Below are 20,276 nucleotides of genomic sequence, written 5' to 3' on the forward strand. Positions count from 1 at the left end.
TCAAGAACTCATTGCGCGCGGCGGCGGGTTTTCATATCGAGCCAGACCGCGAGAATGACGATGATGCCGGTGACGAGCGGCTGCCAGTTGGCGCTGACCGACAAGAGGTTCATGCCGTTCAGCACCAGCGTCAGGATCAGTGCGCCGATGAAGGTGCCGAAGACAGTACCGACGCCGCCGAACAGGGAGGTGCCGCCGATCAGCACGGCGGCGATCGCGGGCAGCGTCAGGCTTTCGCCGATGTCGGCCTCGGCCGAATTGAGTCGCGACAGGAAGATGATCGAGGCTAGCCCGGCCATGGTGCCGGAGACGGCGTAGACCAGCAGCAGGCGGCGCGCGACCGGAATGCCGGAGAGCCGGGCCGCGACCGGATTGGCGCCGATCGCATAGATCTCCTGGCCCCAGATCGTTCGCTGCGCAAACAGCGTTCCAATCCCGAGGAACACCAGCAGCAGATAGACCGGGATTGGCAGGCCGAACAGATAGCCGCTGCCGATCTGGCGAAAGCCGGCCGGGAAGCCGTGAAGGGTCTCGCCCGCCATGTACCAATAGGTGAGGCCGTTCAGCACCCAGAGCATGCCGTAGGTGGCAATGAAGGAGGGGATGCGGAGCGCGGTGACCATCACGCCGTTGAGGAGGCCAACGAGGCCGCCGCAGGCAAGCCCGGTGAGGATGCCAAGCGCCGGCGAGCCGGTCTTGTGGATCACGGTCCCGGCGATGCAGGCGGACAGCGCGACATTGGCGCCGACGGAGAGATCGAGGCCAGCGGTCAGGACCACCAGCGTCAGGCCCGACGCGATGAAGAAGGTCAGGCTCGCCTGCCGGAGCACATTGAGGATGTTGCCGAGGCTCAGGAAGGAATCGCTGAGCACGGCGAGCACCGCGCAGATCAGCAGCGCCGCAAGCAACCGATAGAACAATTGGATCGCGTCCTGCGACAGGAACGAACGGGGCGGCGCGATGGCCTCTTTGCTGATGTCGGTCATGCGCGGCTCCGCAGGCCATCCAGGAACAGCGCCACGATGACGAGAACGCCGACGCTTGCGACCTGCACCGAGGACGGCAGCGAGATCAGGTTCAGCCCGTTGCGCAGCACGCCCACCGAGAGCACGCCGAGCACAGTGCCGAGCAGCCATCCATTGCCGCGCTCGAACGATGTGCCGCCGACGGCGACGGCCGCGATCGCATCGAATTCGAGTCCGAGGCCCGCGGTTGGGTGCCCGGAATTCATCCGCGCCGTCATAAGCAGGCCGGCGGTGCCGGCCATGGCGCCGCCGATCGCATAGACCGCGATCAGTAGCCGGTTGGGTGACAGGCCGGCATAGCGGAGCGCCTCCCGGTTGCCGCCGAGCGCGAAGATATAGGTGCCGAAGCGGGTGTGATAGAGCAGGCCATGAAAGGCGGCATAGGTGACGAGTGCCATCACGATCGGCACGGGCACGCCGAGCAGCGTCGCCGAGTAGATGTCGCGCACGCTGTGGGGAATGCCGACCACGCTCTGGCCGTCGCTGACGATCAGCGACAGGCCCTGCGCCATGCCGAGCGTGCCCAAGGTCGCAACGAACGGCGGGATGCCAACGATCGCGACCAGCCAGCCGTTGGCGAAACCGAAGGCCGCGCCGACGAGGAGTCCGGCGCCGAGGCCGAGCAACATCGAGTGGGTGGCGAGCGAGACGATGGCGACGCAGAGCGAGGTCAGCGTCAGCACCGCGCCCATCGACAGGTCCAGCCCCTCGGTCATGATGATCAAGGTCATGGGCAGCGCGAGCATGGTCAGGATCGTCGACTGCACCAGCACGTTGGAGAGGTTGGCGACCGACAGGAAGCCGGGCGCGATCGTGCTGAACAGCGCGATCAACAGCACCAGAACGATGGCAACGCCGGGAATCCGTTGCAGCGGATTCGGTTGAGAGACGACCGCGGCCTCACGCATGATGCATCCCCAGTCGCACGATGTTCTCCTCTGTCAGCTCGTTGCGCGCGAGGTGCCCGGCGATGCGACCCCCCCGCATCACATAGGCGCGATCGCAGACATGGCAGATCTCGACCTGTTCGGACGAGATCATCAGCGCCGCCGCGCCTTCCGCGACGAGGCGGTCGATGAGGGCGAAGATTTCGGCCTTGGCACCGATATCGATGCCCCGGGTCGGCTCGTCGAAGATGAAGAGTTTCGAGCCGGCGGCGAGCCACTTGCCGATCACGACCTTCTGCTGATTGCCGCCCGAGAGCAGGCCGACGATCTGGCGCGCGCTGGGCGTCGCAATGCGTAGCTGACGGATCAGGCCGTCGGCAGTGCGCTGCGCGCTGCGCTGATCGAACAGACCGCTCGGGAACAGTTTTCGCAGCGCCGACACCACCAGATTGTCCCCCACCGACCGCAACAGCGCCAGGCCCTCGCTCTTGCGGCTCTCCGGGATCAGCGCGATGCCGCGGCGCGCGGCAAGATCAGGCTCGCCGGAGATAGTCTTGCCGTCGAAGACGATCTCGCCTGAGGTCACGGGATCGGCGCCGAAGATCGCGCGCGCGACCTCGCTGCGACCGGAGCCCACCAGCCCACACAGGCCGACGATCTCGCCGCGGCGCACCTCGATGTTGATGTCGGAGATTCCGGTGGTGGCGCTCAGGCCCTTGACCTCGAGCAGCACTTCGCCGGGCTTGTCGGCAAAGTTGCGCGGATAGGTCATGTCGACGTTGCGACCGACCATCATGCGGACGAGTTGGTCCGGCGTGACGTCGGCCGGGCGAACGCCGTCGATGCGACGACCGTCGCGCAGCACGGTGATGCGGTCGCCGAGCGCGAACACCTCCGCCATGCGGTGCGAGATGTAGACGATGGAGACGCCGTCGGCTTTCAGTCGCGCGATCAGTGCGAACAGCAGCTCGGTCTCGCGATCGGACAGCGCCGCGGTCGGCTCGTCCATCACGAGGATCCGGGCGCTCTGGCTGATCGCTTTGGCGATCTCGACCATCTGCTGCTGCGCCACGCCCAACTTGTCGACGATGGTGGACGGATCGATCTCGAAGCCGATCGTGCCGAGCACGCGCGCGGCGTCGGCGAGAATCTTGCGGCGGTCGATGGTGCCGGGGATGCGGCCCTTCGGCTCGCGGCCAAGAAAAATGTTCTGCGCGATATCGAGATGGGGCACCAGCGAGAATTCCTGGAAGATCACGGCAATGCCGAGCTTCTGCGCGTCCACGGTCGAGTTGATCGCGGCCGGCTCGCCCTTGTAATAGAACTCGCCGGCGTCGGCGCGATAGGCGCCGCACAGCACCTTCATCAGGCTCGACTTGCCGGCGCCGTTCTCGCCCAGCAGCATATGGACCTCGCCGGGGAAGACGGCAAAGGACACGTCATCCAGCGCCTTGACGCCGGGAAACTCCTTGCTGATGCCGCGCAGCTCCAGCAGCGGGACAGGCGAGGAGGGCTCGACGGCCAATGCGGCGGTGCTCATGCCTGCGCTCCGCTTGCAAAGATCTTTCCGGGATTCATAAGGCCGTGAGGGTCGAGCGCGGTCTTGATCGACCGCATCACATCGACGGCCTCGCCGAGCTCGTCGGTGAGATAGTCGATCTTGCCGAGCCCGATGCCGTGCTCGCCGGTGCAGGTGCCGTCCATGGCAATGGCGCGGGCGACCATGCGGGCCTGGAGCGCCTTGGCGCCTTCGGCTTCCTCGGGCCTTGCCGGGTCAATCAGGATCAGCATGTGGAAATTGCCGTCGCCGACATGGCCGACGATAGGCGCGGTGAACCCGTGCTCCTCCGCGTCGCGCCGGGTCTCGGTCAGGCATTCCGCCAGCCGCGAGATCGGCACGCAGACATCGGTGATCACGGCGCGCGCGCCGGGGCGCAGGCCCAGGCCCGCATAGAGCGTGTTGTCGCGGGCGTGCCAGAGCCGGCTGCGGTCCTCGGGCGCCTTGGCCCAGGCAAAGCCATGGCCGCCATGGTCGGCGGCAATGGCCTGTGCGGCTTCGGCCTGTTCGGCGACGGAGGTCTCGGAACCATGGAATTCGAAGAACAGGGTCGGGGCTTCGCGATAGCCGAGCTTCGCATAGGCGTTGATGCCGCGCATCATGACGTCGTCGAGCAACTCGATGCGCGCGACGGGGATCGCGGACTGAATCACGGAGATCGCGGTGTCGACGGCGTCCTGCAGGGTATCGAAGCTGCACACCGCGGCCGAGATCGCCTGCGGCACCGGATGCACCTTCAGCGTGATCTCGGTGATGACACCGAGCGTGCCCTCGGCGCCGACGAACATGCGCGTTAAGTCGTAACCGGCGGCTGACTTGCGCGCGCGTCTGGCGGTCCGAATCACGCGGCCGTCGGCCAGCACCACCTCCAGCGCGATGACGTTGTCTTTCATGGTGCCGTAGCGCACCGCCATGGTGCCGGACGCGCGCGTGGACGTCATGCCGCCGATCGAGGCGTCGGCGCCGGGATCGATCGGAAAGAACAATCCGGTGCCGCGCAATTCCGCATTGAGCTGCTTTCGCGTGATGCCGGGTTGCACGACGACGTCCATGTCGCTCTCGTGCACCGTCAGCACCTTGTTCATGCGTGCGAAGTCGAAGCAGACGCCGCCCGCGACCGCGGCCGCATTGCCTTCGAGCGAGGTCCCGGCGCCGAACGGCACGATGGGCATATTCGCGCCCGCGCACAGCTTGACGATCTCCGCGACCTCCTGCGTGGTTTCAGGGAAGACGACGATGTCGGGCGGCAGGTTGCGATAATGCGACTCGCTCTGCCCGTGGTGATCGAGCACGCCACGCGCAACGCTCGCGCGCGGGCCGATCATGCCTGTGAGGCGATCGGCCAATATGCTCGTGCTGACCCGCGGTCCCATCCTTGCTCCCTGTCTCGCCCTGTTGCCGGACTCTTGTCTGGTCCGCAGTCGTTCAGCTTATGCGGCTCTTGCGTCGCTCGCGACCCGCTTCAGGCCGAAATCGTAGTTGAGATGATAATATTCGCCGTCCACCATGCGACCATCCGGCGCACGGCCGGGCGGGCACCGCACAAATTCGCGGATCAGGCTGTCCTTGACCCCAAACACCACATCAGAGTCGAGATACTGGTCGCCAGCCACGAACACATGGGTCACGAGCTGCTCGAAGCCGGGCGCCGAGATCATGAAATGCACGTGCGCCGGGCGCCAGGGATGGCGGCCCTGTGCCTCCAGCATGTCGCCGACCGTGCCGTCATGCGGGATCGGATAGGCAGCCGGCTTGATCGACCAGAAATTGAAGCGACCATTCTGGTCGGTGTGGAAGCGCGCCCGCATCGCGAGATCGCCGATCTTGTCGAGCTGCTGCACGTCGTAATAGCCGTCATCGTCGGAATGCCAGACGTCCACGACGGCGCCGGCAAGCGGCCGTCCGTCGACGGTCGATACCGAGCCGGTGACGAGCATCGGATCGCCTTCCATCGGGCCGGAGATGTCAGCGCCGTTGTCTTTCTCGGGCGACGCCTGCACGAAGAACGGACCGAGCACCGTGGTTTCGGTCGCGCCTTCCGGCACCGGATGGTTGATCGCGTCGACCAGCATGGAGACGCCGAGCGCGTCGGACAGCAGGATGAACTCCTGGCGCTTGTCGTCGCACATATGGCCGGTGCGGGTCAGGAAGTCGATGCCGTATTCCCACTCCTTCTGGGTCGGTCGCACCTCGCGGACGAAGGCATGAAGGTGGCGCACCAGCGCTTCGCTGACCTGCTTGATGCGCGGATCGGTCGCGCCCGCGATCCGCTCCAGCACCGCGTCCGTGATCGTGTTCTCGTTGAAATTGCGCATAGAAGCCTCCGTGAATCAGAGTTTTGGCTCGCCGAGGCCGGACAGCCGCTCGACGTGCTTGACGGTCGCGATGAAGTCGGTGTCGCCGTCGCCCTGCGCGACCAGCGAGCCATAGGTCTCGCGCACTTGGGCTGCGAGCTGAAGCGGCACGCCGACGGCGTGGCCGGCGCCGAGGATCAGGTCGAGATCCTTGGCCATCTGCCTGCAGGAGAAGGTCGAGTCGAAGTCGCGGCTGCGCAGCGGCGCGGTCTTGTATTTCACCATCGGTGAGGCGACCGCGCTGTCGTCGAGAACCTTCAGAATGTCCTGCCAGCCGATGCCGCCCTTGCGCGCCAGCGCCAGGCTCTCCGCCATCATGGCGGCCGACACCGCAATCATCAAATTGACCGCAAGCTTGGCATATCGCGCTTCCTCGCCGGGCCCGAGATAGGTCTGGGCGCGGGTGAAGGCGGCGAGCAGCGGCTTTGCCTTTTCGTAGGCGTCCTTCGGGCCCGAGACGAAGCAGCTCAGCGCGCCGGTGTGGACGATGCTGGCATTGCCCGAGACCGGCGCACGCAGGTAGAAGACACCGCGTGCCTGTGCAGCTGCATCGACCTCTGCGGACGCCTCGACGCTCACGGTGCTGGTCTCGATCACAACAGATCCAGCCGCCATCGCGGCGATGAGGCCGGTTGGGCCGAGCAACGCGCCGCGCAAGGCGGCGTCATCGGGCAAGGACGTGACGATCGCGGCCTTGCCCCCCACGGCCTCCGCCGGTGAAGCGGCAACCGAAATGCCTTGCGCGCGCGCCTCGTTGAGTCGTGCGGCGCTCCGGTCGAACGCGGTCACGGCGTAACCAGCCTTGGCGACGAGCACCGACATCGGCAGGCCCATCTTGCCGATCCCGATGAAAGCGATGTTCCTCGAAGAAGCTGTCATTGTTGTTGTCCTTGACGCCTTCACACGGCGTGTCCCTGTCGTTCGATGTCCTGCACCAGCCGCCGGCCGGATTGCACGAGCAGTTGCTTTTTCGCCTCCAGACCGTCGGCCAGCAACCGTGCATTCCGCTTCTTCCACACGCCGCCGATCATCACGGCCTCGATATTGGCAAGGCTCGTCTGCATCACCACGGTGGAAACGGGATCGTGCACCGGGACGAGGTTGAGATCGGAGCAATCGATGACGACGAGGTCGGCGAGCTTGCCCGGCGTCAGCGAGCCGATCTGGTGCTCGCGGCCGAGCATGCGGGCGCCTTCCGTCGTGATCCAGCGCAGCGCCTCGCGGACGGGGATCGTGGTCGTCGCCGGAATGGTGCCGCCGGCCTTGCGCGACTCCGCATTGTCGAGTGCTCGCTGCATCGAGAGCGCCACGCGCGCGGCGGAGAAGAGGTCGCCGGCCAGCACGGATTCCAGGTCGATGCCAATGGTCGGCCGCACGCCGCGCATGAGCAGCCGTCCAGTGATCGGAAAGCCGTGGCCCTGGATCATCTCGTTCTCCGGCGTCACGGAGAACGAGACGCCGAGATCGACCATCCGATCCAGCAGATCGTCAGGCAGGTCGTTGCCATGGACAATGTTGGTGCCCGCGCCGACGAGGCCCGCCTCGATCAGCTTCTCCCAGCCGCCGGGCGTCTTGGCGGGACCGCCGCCCTGATGCATCGATGCGATCAGCTTGAACTCGCGCGCCATGCGGAAATCGTGCATGGCGACGTCGAGCGTCGAATAGTGCGGGCCGAGGATCGCAAGCCCAAGCGTGACGAGGCCGTCGCGGTCGACCAGGGGGCCCGCCAGCAGTCGCTCGACTTCGCGGCGTGGATGCGGGATTTCCGAGAAGTGCGGTTCGCCTGGTTTCGGCTCGGGCTTGGGCGAGCCGTGGAAGAAAGCCGCGCGGATACCGCTCTCGATCAGGCCGAGCACGGCGGCGTCGGTATGATCGGGCGTCGGATTGTTGTGGCACCAGTCGACCAGCGTGGTCGTGCCGTGGTTGATCTGGTTCAGCGCGCCCACCAAGGTCGCGATATAAATGTCCTCTGGTCGGAAGATCGTAGCGAGCCCGGCATGCATGCGGCGGAAATACTCCAGCAGCGTCCAGTTGGCGGCATAGCCGCGCAAGGCCGTCTGCCAGGTGTGCATATGGGCGTTGATCAGGCCGGGGATGACGATGCGCCCGGTACCGTCAACGATCTCCGTTTCGGGCGCGCCACCGATGTCGATCGATGGACGCAAATCAACGATGCGGCTCCCCTCGATCAGCACGTCGCCGATGTCGAGGTCGCCGATCGTGTCATCCATGCTGATGATCGTGGCGGATTTGATCAGCGTGCGCCGCATCGCTTCAAGCCACCGCTTTGCCGGTGACAGGCGGCTCACCGGCCCAGGCGCGCGCGATCAGGTCGCGAATGGCGTTGCGTTCGAGCGGGCGCGGATTCCAGTAGGCGTTGGTGACGGCGAGGTCCGCGGCCTTGTCGATGTCGGCTTCGGGCATGCCGATGTCGCGCAACGCGACCTTCGCACCAAGCCGCTTCGCGAGCTCGAAAAGTCCCTGCGATGCATCGGCGGCGCCGATTGCGCGTGAGATCCGCGCCATCGCGTCGGGCACGGCCGGCGCGTTGTAGGCCAGCGCATGCGGCAGCACGATGGTGTGGGTCTCGGCATGCGGCAGGTCGAAGGTGCCGCCGAGCGTGTGGCAAAGCTTGTGATGCAGCGCCATGCCGACGGTGCCGAGGCAGACGCCGCACAGCCAGGCGCCATAGAGCGCTTCGGTGCGAGCCTCGCGATCGTCGCTGTTGGCGGCGATGGCAGGCAGGGCACGTGCCAACGCGCGAATGCCTTCTTCCGCCATCAGCGACGTGACGGGATTGGTGTCGCGCGCGTAGAGCGCTTCGGCCGCATGTGCGATCGCGTTGATGCCTGAGGTCGCGGCCAGGCTCGCCGGCAGCGTCAAGGTGAGGTCGACATCGTAGATCACGGTCTCCGGCAGGATGGCGGCGTCGCGTACCGTTGTCTTCAGCCCGTTCTCGGTCTGACCGACGATCGGCGTCATCTCCGAGCCGGCATAGGTGGTGGGAATGCAAAGCTGGTTGATTCCGGTGCGCAAGGCCAGCGCCTTGCCGAGCCCGGTCGTGGATCCGCCGCCGAGCGAGACGACGCAGTCGGCATCGCACGCCTTCATCGCCGCAAGCGCCCGCTCCGTGACCTCGAGCGGCGTGTGCATGGTCGCGCCAGGAAAGATGCCGGCGTAGAGCGGACCGAGCGCCGCGCCCAAGCTTTTGCCTTGCGCCTCCTGCTGTGGCGTCGTCAGCACCAGGACGCGCTTGCCGCCGAGACGCTCGACCTCGGTCTTGGCGCTAGCCAGCGTACCGCTGCCGAACACGACGCGGCAGGGCAGGTTTTCAAAGGTGAACGTACCGATCATGCGCCGGTCTCTTTGATGGGATAATCGACCTGGAAGCGTCCGATCCGCAAGTCGCCCAGCGCCTCGCGCACGCGCATATGTTCCGGGTGGGTGGCATAGGCCGCGAGCGCAGCGTGGTCGGTGAATTCGGAGAACAGAACGACGTCGCAGGCGTAGTCGACATTGCTGACGTCGAGGCCGACTTCGATGTGGGTGAGGCCGTCGATCCGGCCGCGCAGCCCCTCGAACAGGGTCTTGACCTTGACCCGGGCGGCGGAACGCTCCGCTGGCGTCTCCCCGCGCAGCCGCCACATCACGATGTGCCTGATCGGGCCCGACATTTCCCTGTTTCCTCGCCTGCTATCTTGCTTCTGTTTGCGCCATTTTGACTTGCGGGATGCGGAAATAAAGGTCAATAATCGTAAGTCTCTTTTCCTGTTTGCGAAAAAATGGACCGCCTGCTCCAGTTGGAAGTATTCGCCAAGACGGCCGAGCTCGGCAGCATGTCCAAAGCTGCCGAAGCCCTGCGCATGTCGAACGCTGCCGCGAGCCGCCATCTCAGCGCGCTCGAGGAGCGCCTTGCGGTCCGGCTGATCGAGCGTAACACCCGTCGACTGTGGTTGACGGAGGCGGGGCAGGTATTGCTGGAGCGCTCGAGCCGCGTCTTGAGCGAACTGGCGGAGGCCGAGGACATCGTCAGCGATCGCGCGCTGTCGCCGCAGGGCACGCTGCGGGTCACGAGTTCGCTGTCCTTTGCGGTGATCTATCTGGCGCCGATGCTGCCAGCCTTCCGCGCGCGCTATCCCAAGCTCAACATGCAGATCACCACCGCCAACCGGTACTCCGATTTCATCGAGGCCGGCATCGACGTGGCGATCAGGACACGCGAGCAGGAGCCGGATTCCAACATCATCGTCCGGCGCATCGGCCAGATGCGGCGTGTGCTCGCTGCTGCGCCGTCCTATCTCGCAAGCTGCGGCGAGCCGGAACAGCCCGTCGATCTCGCGCGCCACAACATGCTGGTCTACAATCTCGCCAACGATCCCTATTCGCTGCGCCTGCGCAAAGGCAATGGCGCGCAGACTGTTCGCGTCACGCCGACTCTCGACAGCAATGACGGCCAGGTCATCCGCGGCGCCGCGCTGGCGGGGCTCGGCATCCTCATCCAGCCGCTCTATATCGTGCAAAGCGATATCGCTGCGGGCCGTCTCGTCCCGGTTCTGATGGACTGGGAGCTGCCGCTGCTCACGATGAATATCGCCTACCAGAACCGTGCCGGACTGCCCGCCAAGATCAGGGTGTTTTCCGACTTCCTGGTCAGCCACATCCGCGAGCATTCGCAGCCGGGGATCTGGATCGACGCGACGAAGTGAGCGACATTTTCGAATTCAGGCGGCTTTGTAGAAGGCACATCCATTGAAAGCCAGGACATCCGGCACCGCATGGCGGCATGCCAACATCGGTCGGCTGCTCAACAACGCAGTGCGGCGCTTCGAAGGTCGTGTGCTCGAACTGATGAGCGAGAAGGGGCATGGCGAAACGCGGATCGCGCATGTCGGCCTCACACGCAATCTCGACGTCGAGGGGACCAGACTGACGGAGCTCGCCCGCCGCGCCTCCATGAGCAAGCAGGCGATGGGCGAGCTGGTCGATCAATGCGCCGAACTCGGCCTGATCGATCGCATCGCCGATCCCACCGATCGGCGCGCGCGCATCGTCATGTTCACGCCGGCTGGGCGCAAATGGCTCGATGCGTTCCGCGATGCGGTCGACGTCGCCGAGCAGGAAATGCGCGCCGAGCTCGGCAAGGCCACGATGGACGCGATCCTGAAAGGGCTGGCGGTCTATGGCGCGCAATTCGACACGCTCCACGAGCCCGAGTAGTCAGGCTACTTGACGATATCGTCAGGCGACCTTACCATGCATGATAATGCTGGTAGGGAGAAGCGCCTTGGAAACACGTCTGACGGCCGCGGTGCTCATCGTGGGCGGGGGGCCCTGCGGGCTGATGCTGGCCAACGAACTCGGCCGCCGCGGCGTGTCCGCGATCCTGGTCGATGAAAAGCCGGGCACGGCATTCAATCCGCAAGCCAATGCGACGCAGGCCCGCTCGATGGAGCACTATCGGCGGCTGGGGTTTGCCGACGAGATCCGACGCGAAGGTCTGCCTGCGGATTACCCGACCGACGTTGCGTATTTCACGCGCTACACCGGTTACGAGCTGGCTCGATTTCAGTTGCCGTCATCGTCACGCGCGGGCGAGCTCGTCAAGGGCATGTCGGGCTCCTGGAGCGCGGCGGAGCTGCCGCATCGCGTCTCGCAAAAATATGTCGAGGCGGTGCTGCGCCGCCATGCGGAACGGCTTCCCGGAATACGGCTTAGCTACGGTCATCGTCTGATCAGCTACGTCGAGAGCGATGACGGCGTCGTCGCCCAGATCGAACGTCTCGATGACAACAGCCGCTTGGAGGTCCGGGCCGACTTCCTGGTCGGGGCCGACGGGCCGCGCTCGATGGTCCGGCAATCGCTCGGCATCGTCTACGGCGGCGAAACCGGAACGCAGCGCGATTTCATGGGCGGCCGCATGCTGGCGGTCTATCTCCGTTCGCCCGACTTCTACGCGAGCATCCCGCATCCGAAGGCGTGGATGTACAATTGCTTCAACGGCGACCGCCGCGCCTTCATGGCATCGGTGAACGGTCGCGACGAGTTTGCGTTTCACACGCAGCTTCGGCTCGATGAGAACGAAAATGCGATCACGATCGACGAAGCCAAAGCAGCGTTCCAGCGCGCTTGCGGCGCGCCGATCGACTGCGAAGTGTTGTCGTTCCTGACCTGGACCGCCGGCCACGCGCTGGTCGCGAATGGAATGCAGCGGGGCAGGGTGTTCCTCGGCGGCGATGCGGCGCATCTGTTCACGCCGACCGGCGGGCTTGGTTACAACACCGCGATCGAGGATGCGGTCAATCTCGGCTGGAAGCTCGCAAGCGTCGTCAAGGGCGTGAGCCCGGCGGGGCTGCTCGACAGCTATGAGGTCGAGCGGCGTCCGGTGGCGCTGCGCAACACCGATTATGCGCGTCGCTTTGCCGACTCGCTCGGTCTGTTCGCTCCCGCGCCTGACATCGAGGATGCCACCGACGCCGGCGAGGAGGCGCGGCGGATCGCGGGCATCTATCTCGAACAGCACGCCCGCGCCGAATTCAACATCCCCGGCGTCACTTTCGGCGGGCGCTACGACGGCTCGCCGATCATCGTTTCCGATGGCAGCCAGCCGCCGCCCGATGCCGCGAACGTCTACGTTCCGAGCGCCTGTCCCGGCGGGCGCGCCCCGCATGCGTGGTTGGACGACGGCGTCTCCTTGTACGATCTGTTCGGGTTCGAGTGGACGCTGCTCCAGTTCGGCGAGGTCATGACCGCGCATGCGTCGGTCCCTGAGACCATCCGCGCGATCGGGGTTGATGTGAAACTCGTCACGCTGCCGAAATCCCTGCGCGATCTCTACGAGGCGGATCTGGCTTTGATACGCCCCGACCAGATCGTGGCCTGGCGCGGCAGCGCGTCACAGGCTGGCACGATCGGGCGCGTCCTGGCCCGAGCACTCGGACACAATGCGAGCGACGGCGCACGGCTGGCAAGCTGATCGACTCTCGCCGTCGCATCCGATCAGCGGCTGCGCGGCCAACAATAACAAGACAACAAAAACGACAAATGACACCGGAGGAGGAAACCGTGACGACCAAAGCATTGGAGGACTACGACGATCATGTTGCGACCGTCGTCACTGCCGAGCAGACGGCGAGCAGCCGCCGGCGTATCCTGATCGCCGGTACCATCGGCACCGCGATCGAATGGTACGACTTCTTCATTTACGGCCTGATCGCGCCGTTGGTGTTCGATCAGCTGTTCTTTCCGAAATTCGACCAGCTCACGGCGACCATTGCGGTGTTCGCGACGTTCGCCGTCGGATTTTTGGCGCGTCCGCTCGGCGGGCTGGTGTTCGGTCATTTTGGCGACCGCCTCGGCCGAAAGTCTGTCTTGCTGTGTACGCTGCTCATGATGGGACTTGCGACCATGTCGATCGGATTGTTGCCGACCTACGCCAGTGCAGGCGTGGCTGCGACCGTCGCGCTCGTGGCGTTGCGGTTCGTCCAGGGGTTTGCGCTCGGCGGCGAGTCGACCGCGGCGATCCTTATGGCGATCGAGACGGCGCCCGGGCACCGGCGCGGCTTCTCGGCCGCGGTGATCCAGGCCGCAGGACCCGTCGGTGTCGTGCTCGCCTCCTTCGCGGCGCTCACGATTTCGCGGCTGCCGGAAGCGGACCTGTTGTCATGGGGCTGGCGTGTTCCGTTCCTGATCAGCGCGGTGCTGGTCGCGCTCGGCGTCTACATGCGCCTGCGCATCGAGGAGAGCGCGACATTCCGCGAAGCAAAGGTGACTGAAGTGGCGCCTGTGGTCGAAGCAGTGCGGGAGCACTGGCGGCCGATCCTCATCGTGTTCTTTGCCGAGATGGCACAGACATCCTATTTCTATCTGACGGCCATCTTCACCATCTCCTTCGCGACCCGTCAGCTCGGCGTCCAGAAAGACGTCATCACGCAGGCCGTGCTGTTCGCCAATCTCGTCGGGCTCGTTGCGATGCCCCTCATCGGCGCCTGGTCCGACCGTATCGGACGAAAGCGTCTGTTCCTGGCGGGCGTGGTGCTCGCAGCCATCTCGATGTTTGCATTCTACGGTGTGGTCGCGAGCCGTGACACGATGCTGGTGACGGGTGCGGTAATCCTCGCCGCGGGGGTGATCCATCCGCTGATGTTCGGGAGCGAAGGAAGCTATTTCCCCGAACTGTTTCCGACCCGCATTCGCTTCACCGGCGTGTCGATCGGAAAGCAGCTCGGGACGGTGCTGGGCGGCGGCATCGCGCCGCTGGTCGCCACCAGCCTGTTTGCGCAGACGGGCTCCACCTATGCGATCACGGGATACTACGTCGTGCTCGCGCTCGCGGCGATGATCGCGCTCGGCTTCGCGCATGAAACCGGCAAGTCGCGGCTGCTCGGCTAGGGCGAGCGCCATCACCACATCAGGGAGGTTTTCATGGACGTCAGTCTTCTCATCAACGGGCAGGATCAGGCTGCTTCCGGCGGCAAGGTGTTCGAGCGCCGCAATCCGCTGTCGCAGGAGGTCGCAACCCGCGCGGCCGCCGCGACCGCTTCCGATGCCGACGCTGCGGTGGCGGCTGCTTCCGCGGCATTGCCAGGATGGTCGGCACTTGGCCCGAATGCGAGGCGAGCCCTGTTGCTGAAGGCCGCAGATGCGCTCGAGGCCAAGCGCGACGCCTTCATCCGGATCATGATGGCCGAGATCGGCACGACGGAGATCTGGTCGGCTTTCAACGTCAAGCTCGCGACCGGCATGCTGCGCGAAGCGGCGTCGCTCACCACGCAGATCGCCGGCGAGGTGATCCCGTCGGACAAGCCTGGATGTCTCGCGATGTCCGTCCGGCAGCCTGCCGGCGTGTGCCTCGGCATTGCGCCGTGGAACGCGCCGATCATTCTCGGCGTTCGCGCCGTGGCGACGGCGCTCGCCTGCGGCAATACGGTCGTGCTCAAGGCCTCCGAGATCTGTCCGGGAACGCACCGGCTGATCGGAGAGGTGTTCAAGGACGCGGGCTTCCCGCCCGGTGTCGTGAACGTCTTGACCAATGCGCCGGCCGATGCGCCGGCGGTGGTGGAACGTCTCATCGCCAATCCGGCCGTGCGGCGGATCAATTTCACCGGCTCGACCCGCGTCGGTCGCGTCATCGCCGAGCTCGCCGGGCGCCACCTCAAGCCGGTGCTGCTCGAGCTCGGCGGCAAGGCGCCCCTGGTCGTGCTCGACGATGCCGACCTCGATGCCGCCGTTGCCGCCGTGGCCTTCGGCGCCTTCATCAACCAGGGTCAGGTCTGCATGTCGACTGAGCGCGTGATCGTGGACGAGGCCGTCGCCGATCAGTTCGTCGCGAAGCTTGCCAGGAAGACAGGCGCGCTTCCGGCCGGCGACCCGCGCCGCGGTCCGGTGGTGGTCGGCTCGATGATCGACGAGGCGCCGGCCAAGCACGTCGTTGCACTGATCGAGGACGCGATCGCCAAAGGCGCCGTCAAGCTCGCGGGCGGCGACCGGGTTGGCACGGTCGTTCCGGCCACCGTGCTCGACCGCGTGGTGCCCGGCATGCGCATCTACACCGAGGAGAGCTTTGGTCCCGTCGTCTCGGTGATCCGCGCGCGTGGCGTGGACGACGCCGTGCGGCTCGCCAACGACACGGAGTATGGCCTCTCGGCCGCCGTGTTCGGCCGCGACGTCGCGCGTGCGCTGACGGTGGCGCAGCGGATCGAAAGCGGCATCTGCCACGTCAACGGCCCGACTGTGCATGACGAGGCGCAGATGCCGTTCGGCGGCGTGAAGGGATCGGGCTACGGCCGCTTCGGCGGCCAGGCCGGGATCGCCGAGTTCACCGATCTGCGCTGGATCACCATCGAGACCCAGCCGCAGCACTATCCCTTCTGACCGCGCAGCAAGCGAAGCCCATCAGGACGCCATTCATGAATTCGAAAGTTCTCACGGTTCGGGAAGCGACCCTCGGTGTGCTTCGCTCGTTTGGCGTCGATCGCGTTTTCGGCAACCCCGGCTCGACCGAGCTTGCCTTCCTCGGCGATTGGCCCGACGACATCGACTACGTGCTCGGTTTGCAGGAAGCCTGCGTCGTCGGCATGGCGGATGGCTATGCGCAGGCGACGGGGCGTCCGGCGTTCGTCAATTTGCACTCGGCGGCCGGACTCGGTCATGCCCTCGGCAATCTCTTCACAGCGTTCCGCAACAAGACGCCGATGGTCGTGACAGCCGGGCAGCAGGCGCGCAGCCTGTTGCGGATGCGACCCTACCTCTTCGCCGAGGACGCCGCACAGTTTCCAAAGCCCTATGTGAAATGGAGTGCCGAACCGGCGCGCGCCGAAGATGTCCCAGCGGCGATTGCGCAGGCCTTCCTCACAGCCATGCAGCATCCGCGCGGTCCGACATTCGTGTCGGTCCCGTCGGATGATTGGGCGCGGCCCGCAATCGCTCCGCCGGTCCGCCACATCGCGACGGAGTTTGCGCCGGATCCGGCGGCAATCGTTCGGCTCGGCGCGGCGATCCGAGCCGCCAAAAAACCTATCTTCGTTGTCGGGCCCGAGATCGATCGCAACGGCTGCGTCGACGCGATGGTCGCTGTGGCCGAGCAGGCGAGCGCGGCCGTTTGGGCAAGTCCGATGTCGAGCCGTTCGAGCTTTCCGGAATTGCATCCGCTGTTTGCCGGCTTTCTTCCGGCAGCACCAGGAGGGCTCGCCCGCGCCCTGCGCGGCGCCGATCTGATCGTCGTGGTCGGCGCGCCGGTGTTTACTTTCCATGTCGAAGGACAATGCGAATTGCTCGACGACGGAACGCCGGTCTGGCAGATCACGGATGATCCGACGGAAGCCGCATCCGCTTCTGCCGGTGACACCATCATCAGCACGCTCCCGAAGGCGCTGGCTGGGCTGCTGTCGGCGATGCCTGACATCGCGGAGCGCGAGGTGCCGGCCGCGCGGATGCGGCCTGCGGCTCCAGCGGTACAAAATCCGATTCCACCGGCCTATGCGCTCGCCCGGCTCTCGGCGTTGATGCCGGGCAATGCGATCGTGGTCGAGGAGGCGCCGTCGCATCGCCCCGCCATTCAACAATTCCTGCCGCGGCCGGGCGCGGACAGCTTCTACACGATGGCGAGCGGCGGACTCGGTTACAGCCTGCCGGCCTCCGTCGGCGTGGCGCTGGCGCGGCCCGGTCGCCGCATCGTCGCCCTGATCGGTGACGGATCGGCGATGTATTGCATCCAGGCAATCTGGACCGCGGTGCAACGCCGCTTGCCGATCACCTTCGTGATCATGAACAATTCAGGCTATGGCGCGATGCGCGCCTTCAGCCAGCTGATGCAGGCGTATCGCCCGCCCGGAATCGACCTGCCCGGGCTCGACTTTGTGGCGCTCGCAAGGGGAATGGGTTGTCCGGGGCGGCGCGTGACCGATGCCGGGGATGTCGACTACGCCTTGACCGAAGCGTTGGCATCGAGCGGCCCGGCGCTGGTCGATATCGCCGTCGACGACGCCACGACCGACCTGTTCAGCCATCCGCGCTAGCTGGTAGAGGGACTGGTTCGCGGCGACAAAACAGCCGATGGAAATTTGCTGGTGAAGGCGCGGGTCTTGGGTTGGACACGCGATCCGTCGATCACCTCAAGCCGGCCGCAGCGGTTCAACGTGTGCAACTTCCTGCCAGGCCATGCTGGCCCTGGCCGCAGAGAGTGGCGGACGATCTGCTTGAACGTCGTCGGCGACAGTTCGACGATTTCCGCCAGCGCGAGCGCTGCGCCGTATCCGCCGGCACAATCCTGGACCGGCCGCCACAATTTGTCATTGATGGTGACGAAATTCCCCGCAGGCCGCGTGCTCGCGCGGTCGATGAGGACGGGGTTGCTGGCATGCGGAAGCCACGGGCCCATGAGGTGCTCGGCGTAATAGATCGCCAGCGAATCCGAATATCCGCCGGTGCCGTCGCGCCAAGCCCCGAACAGATAGTTCAGGCCGTTGTGCCGCGTGATCGTCACATCGGCGAGTTCAAGTCCTGAAAGCAGCGTCGCGTGGCGCTCCCATTTGTCCGGGAACCGAACGCATTTATAGATGGCGACGTCCCCGTTGGTCGAGCTCTCCGGGATCATCCACAACGCGCCATCGTCCTCGATCAGGAACGGATAGGAGAGGTGCCAGGGCTCGTCCAGCACGGGTACGACCTTCCCGACCGGGCCCGCGCCGTCGAACTCGATCGCGGAAATGATTCCTTTTCCAATTCGGTGATCGAGATCCTCAAAGAAGACGAATGTTCTTCCCTGCCACGTGATGGGGAAGGGATCGGCGTAGAAGTGGTTTCCGGGATCTGCAAGGACGTTCCAGCGAGGCCCTGATAGATCTCCGGTCTGCCAGACGCCGGCACCATCATTGCAGCGCCATCCGACATGCCAATGCGGGGCATAGCAGCAGAGGCGATAGATCTCCTTGGCGATCGATGTCGCTAGGCCGCGCGCGACGTACGCCGCCGGCGGGCTGCCGTTACCAATTCGGGCCGGTCGTGGCAGCTGCGGCACGATGCGCGGTCGTCCCGACAGGATGGCCGCCACCATGGTCAGGGTTCGCGCCATGACGGTTTCCAGTCCGCCGCTCAGACCGGCCGCGATTTCGGCGGAGGGGTGGCCGCGATCGAGGACGGCACCGTCGACCTCGTCGACGATTTCGATCACCGGCAGATCACCGGCGAGAATGGCGGCAAGGGCTGCGTTTTCGCCTGCGGCTCCATTGAACAGCGGGCGGAGATACTGCCGGGCCGAGCAGTTCGGATCCCGCGCGCCACCGGTGAAATCGACGATGACGTCCGCCGTGCCGGCGCGAGCCTGCATCCGTTCGGGACTGATCTTCAGCCTGTCGGCGCCGCAGTGTTTGCCCTTGTGCAACACCAGGCGTTCGAGCTCGAACAGCATGTCGAGAGCCGTCGGTCGCGGCTCCGCCGTTGCCGTCCATGCGATCTGGACCGGTACATCCCGGCCGTCGATCGACAGCGTCTCGCGGCCCATCCATCGCCGCGCATGTTCAATTTCACAGCGAAACTCGATGGTCATGTCGAGCCGATCCGTTTCAATGCGCCCCGATCAAATGACCTGGCCGAGAATTCGAACGTATTCCTCCACCATGGCGTCCACTGAATAGCGCAGCTTCAGACCTTTGGCGTTTTGTCGCAGTTCGTCGCTCAGTTTTTGGTCGGTCAGGAGCCTGGAGACGGCGGCCGACAGCTTGGTATGATCGGAGGCATCGACGAACAGCGCTGTCGGTTTTCCTTCGACGGACAACACCTCGCGCAAGACCGGGAGATCGGTGACGACCGAGGGAACGCCGGCGTTTGCGGCCTCCACAGCGGCGAGGCCGAAGGTCTCCGCCTGCGTCGGAAATACGAACACGTCGAGAGCGGCGAGAAACTCCGCCATCTGGCGCGGAGTAATTTCGCCGAGCAGATGCAGCCTGTCCGATACTCTCAGCTCATCCGCCAACTGCCGCAGCCGGGCCTCGTCGGCTCCCTGGCCAGCCAGTGCGAGGTGCCAGGATGGTTGATCCGGCAACAGACGTATCGCCGCGTCGAGCCGCTTGTGCGGGTGCAATCTTGCTGCGCAGCCGAGCAGGGTGCGATCCGGCGGAAGATTGAATTTCTGTCGCGCGGCTTGCTTCGTCAGGGTGAGCGCCTTGTCGTCGAAGCCGTGCGGGACATGCACCATCCGCGCGCGATAAGCCCTGGGGTAGCGCGAATACTCACGCTGCATGTCCAGCGAGTTGAGCGTGATGCGGTCGAAGAAGCCGAGGCTGCCCATGACGATGTCGGCCATACGGACCGGCCAGCTCATCGACAGCGCGGATGAAACCTGATTGGCGATGACAGGCGCACGGCAGATCAGGCGCGCCACGCCGGCGCCGATGACATTGCCGAAGTGCTGAAAGGTCAGAACGGCGTCGGGCCTGGTGGCCCTGATATGGCCGCCGAGCGTCCACAGCATTTGCAGCAGCGCCAGCGGATTTCCCGGCCGGCTCGACGCGCAATAGATGGTGTCGGGCGGCTCATCGAAGGAATCCGACTTACGGAAGAAGAACAGATTGGTGACCCGGTAGCCGCGGGCGGTCAGCCCGGCGCCAAGCAGGCGCGAGATCTCCTGCGCACCGGCGTTCTCGGCCTGGGTCTGTACGAGAAGCACGTGCAGCTTTCGTCCGCCACCGTTGGGCGGCGAGAGTGCTGTCGCAGTCGTCTCGCCCAACGCCTTGTCTGGCTGGTAATGGAGCACGGATCCCGACCCACTAGAGAAACGAATTCTTCACATTCTTAACCCCGTGCTTACCATGGGGGCCTCGCGCGGACACCGACTAGCAATAAACGGAGTTAATGCGCGCCCTGCCGCAAGGGCATCGTTCGCGAATGAATTCCGCTGGTTCCCGACGAAGCGAGGCGCGCGCGTTAACCAATTGGTCACGGCCGCGCCAGGCGCGGG

Annotated in this window: 17 protein-coding genes; 6 read left to right on the forward strand and 11 right to left on the reverse strand. The window is 65.3% G+C overall.

Annotated elements, in window-relative coordinates:
• Positions 1-8: 8 nt before the first annotated feature.
• The 9 genes from AC0L3C_RS09335 to AC0L3C_RS09375 are packed head-to-tail and all read right to left on the reverse strand — an operon-like array spanning position 9 to position 9,498.
• Positions 9-986: an ABC transporter permease gene (locus tag AC0L3C_RS09335; RefSeq protein WP_473407763.1), complete on the reverse strand. Its 978-nt coding sequence runs from the start codon at positions 984-986 to the stop codon at positions 9-11.
• Positions 983-1,933 carry an ABC transporter permease gene (locus tag AC0L3C_RS09340; RefSeq protein ID WP_473258157.1) on the reverse strand — a complete coding sequence of 317 codons (951 nt, stop codon included), beginning with the start codon at positions 1,931-1,933 and terminating at the stop codon, positions 983-985. Before AC0L3C_RS09340 ends, AC0L3C_RS09335 begins: the two co-directional genes overlap by 4 nt.
• Positions 1,926-3,452, reverse strand: coding sequence for a sugar ABC transporter ATP-binding protein (locus AC0L3C_RS09345; protein WP_473407764.1), 1,527 nt, complete (start codon positions 3,450-3,452; stop codon positions 1,926-1,928). The genes AC0L3C_RS09340 and AC0L3C_RS09345 overlap by 8 nt, the downstream gene beginning before the upstream one ends.
• Positions 3,449-4,843 (reverse strand): FAD-linked oxidase C-terminal domain-containing protein, encoded by a 1,395-nt coding sequence (locus tag AC0L3C_RS09350; RefSeq protein WP_473407765.1) that lies wholly within the window; start codon positions 4,841-4,843, stop codon positions 3,449-3,451. The genes AC0L3C_RS09345 and AC0L3C_RS09350 overlap by 4 nt, the downstream gene beginning before the upstream one ends.
• 57 nt (positions 4,844-4,900) lie before the next feature.
• Positions 4,901-5,785 carry an intradiol ring-cleavage dioxygenase gene (locus tag AC0L3C_RS09355; RefSeq protein ID WP_473407766.1) on the reverse strand — a complete coding sequence of 295 codons (885 nt, stop codon included), beginning with the start codon at positions 5,783-5,785 and terminating at the stop codon, positions 4,901-4,903.
• 15 nt (positions 5,786-5,800) lie between these two features.
• Entirely contained in the window at positions 5,801-6,703 is a 903-nt protein-coding gene (locus AC0L3C_RS09360; protein WP_473407767.1) for an NAD(P)-dependent oxidoreductase, read from the reverse strand.
• A gap of 20 nt (positions 6,704-6,723) precedes the next feature.
• Positions 6,724-8,094 (reverse strand): amidohydrolase family protein, encoded by a 1,371-nt coding sequence (locus tag AC0L3C_RS09365; RefSeq protein ID WP_473407768.1) that lies wholly within the window; start codon positions 8,092-8,094, stop codon positions 6,724-6,726.
• Between the two features lie 4 nt (positions 8,095-8,098).
• Positions 8,099-9,178: a maleylacetate reductase gene (locus AC0L3C_RS09370; RefSeq protein ID WP_473277864.1), complete on the reverse strand. Its 1,080-nt coding sequence runs from the start codon at positions 9,176-9,178 to the stop codon at positions 8,099-8,101.
• Positions 9,175-9,498 carry a Dabb family protein gene (locus AC0L3C_RS09375; RefSeq protein ID WP_473277865.1) on the reverse strand — a complete coding sequence of 108 codons (324 nt, stop codon included), beginning with the start codon at positions 9,496-9,498 and terminating at the stop codon, positions 9,175-9,177. The genes AC0L3C_RS09370 and AC0L3C_RS09375 overlap by 4 nt, the downstream gene beginning before the upstream one ends.
• Before the next feature lie 108 nt (positions 9,499-9,606).
• On the opposite strand from AC0L3C_RS09375, the gene AC0L3C_RS09380 reads away from it, so the two are divergent.
• From AC0L3C_RS09380 to mdlC, 6 genes are all read left to right on the forward strand, one after another.
• Positions 9,607-10,530 carry a LysR substrate-binding domain-containing protein gene (locus tag AC0L3C_RS09380; protein ID WP_473277866.1) on the forward strand — a complete coding sequence of 308 codons (924 nt, stop codon included), beginning with the start codon at positions 9,607-9,609 and terminating at the stop codon, positions 10,528-10,530.
• Between the two features lie 43 nt (positions 10,531-10,573).
• The gene (locus AC0L3C_RS09385) at positions 10,574-11,041 is read left to right on the forward strand and encodes a MarR family winged helix-turn-helix transcriptional regulator (RefSeq protein WP_473407769.1); all 468 of its coding nucleotides are present in this window, start codon (positions 10,574-10,576) and stop codon (positions 11,039-11,041) included.
• Between the two features lie 46 nt (positions 11,042-11,087).
• Positions 11,088-12,797 (forward strand): FAD-dependent oxidoreductase, encoded by a 1,710-nt coding sequence (locus tag AC0L3C_RS09390; protein WP_473407872.1) that lies wholly within the window; start codon positions 11,088-11,090, stop codon positions 12,795-12,797.
• A gap of 89 nt (positions 12,798-12,886) precedes the next feature.
• A complete protein-coding gene (locus AC0L3C_RS09395; protein WP_473258132.1) occupies positions 12,887-14,212 on the forward strand; it encodes an MFS transporter in 1,326 nt (441 codons plus the stop codon).
• A 33-nt stretch (positions 14,213-14,245) separates the two neighbouring features.
• Positions 14,246-15,694, forward strand: coding sequence for an aldehyde dehydrogenase (locus tag AC0L3C_RS09400; protein ID WP_473407770.1), 1,449 nt, complete (start codon positions 14,246-14,248; stop codon positions 15,692-15,694).
• 35 nt (positions 15,695-15,729) lie between these two features.
• Entirely contained in the window at positions 15,730-17,337 is a 1,608-nt protein-coding gene (mdlC, locus tag AC0L3C_RS09405) for a benzoylformate decarboxylase (protein WP_473407771.1), read from the forward strand.
• Here mdlC and AC0L3C_RS09410 read toward each other — a convergent pair.
• Positions 17,334-18,866, reverse strand: coding sequence for a glucosamine inositolphosphorylceramide transferase family protein (locus tag AC0L3C_RS09410; protein ID WP_473258127.1), 1,533 nt, complete (start codon positions 18,864-18,866; stop codon positions 17,334-17,336). The genes mdlC and AC0L3C_RS09410 overlap by 4 nt on opposite strands.
• Positions 18,867-18,896: 30 nt before the next feature.
• Positions 18,897-20,072 (reverse strand): glycosyltransferase family 4 protein, encoded by a 1,176-nt coding sequence (locus tag AC0L3C_RS09415; RefSeq protein WP_473407772.1) that lies wholly within the window; start codon positions 20,070-20,072, stop codon positions 18,897-18,899.
• Positions 20,073-20,276: the final 204 nt, after the last annotated feature.

This window comes from Bradyrhizobium sp. WSM4872 (genome assembly GCF_055811715.1).

Excerpts from the sequence above, each read along its gene's own strand:
- AC0L3C_RS09335 (WP_473407763.1), bottom strand. The coding sequence starts at position 986 with ATGACCGACATCAGCAAAGAGGCCATCGCGCCGCCCCGTTCGTTCCTG.
- AC0L3C_RS09340 (WP_473258157.1), bottom strand. The coding sequence starts at position 1,933 with ATGCGTGAGGCCGCGGTCGTCTCTCAACCGAATCCGCTGCAACGGATT.
- AC0L3C_RS09345 (WP_473407764.1), bottom strand. The coding sequence starts at position 3,452 with ATGAGCACCGCCGCATTGGCCGTCGAGCCCTCCTCGCCTGTCCCGCTG.
- AC0L3C_RS09350 (WP_473407765.1), bottom strand. The coding sequence starts at position 4,843 with ATGGGACCGCGGGTCAGCACGAGCATATTGGCCGATCGCCTCACAGGC.
- AC0L3C_RS09355 (WP_473407766.1), bottom strand. The coding sequence starts at position 5,785 with ATGCGCAATTTCAACGAGAACACGATCACGGACGCGGTGCTGGAGCGG.
- AC0L3C_RS09360 (WP_473407767.1), bottom strand. The coding sequence starts at position 6,703 with ATGACAGCTTCTTCGAGGAACATCGCTTTCATCGGGATCGGCAAGATG.
- AC0L3C_RS09365 (WP_473407768.1), bottom strand. The coding sequence starts at position 8,094 with ATGCGGCGCACGCTGATCAAATCCGCCACGATCATCAGCATGGATGAC.
- AC0L3C_RS09370 (WP_473277864.1), bottom strand. The coding sequence starts at position 9,178 with ATGATCGGTACGTTCACCTTTGAAAACCTGCCCTGCCGCGTCGTGTTC.
- AC0L3C_RS09375 (WP_473277865.1), bottom strand. The coding sequence starts at position 9,498 with ATGTCGGGCCCGATCAGGCACATCGTGATGTGGCGGCTGCGCGGGGAG.
- AC0L3C_RS09380 (WP_473277866.1), top strand. The coding sequence starts at position 9,607 with ATGGACCGCCTGCTCCAGTTGGAAGTATTCGCCAAGACGGCCGAGCTC.
- AC0L3C_RS09390 (WP_473407872.1), top strand. The coding sequence starts at position 11,088 with ATGCTGGTAGGGAGAAGCGCCTTGGAAACACGTCTGACGGCCGCGGTG.
- AC0L3C_RS09400 (WP_473407770.1), top strand. The coding sequence starts at position 14,246 with ATGGACGTCAGTCTTCTCATCAACGGGCAGGATCAGGCTGCTTCCGGC.
- mdlC (WP_473407771.1), top strand. The coding sequence starts at position 15,730 with ATGAATTCGAAAGTTCTCACGGTTCGGGAAGCGACCCTCGGTGTGCTT.
- AC0L3C_RS09410 (WP_473258127.1), bottom strand. The coding sequence starts at position 18,866 with ATGACCATCGAGTTTCGCTGTGAAATTGAACATGCGCGGCGATGGATG.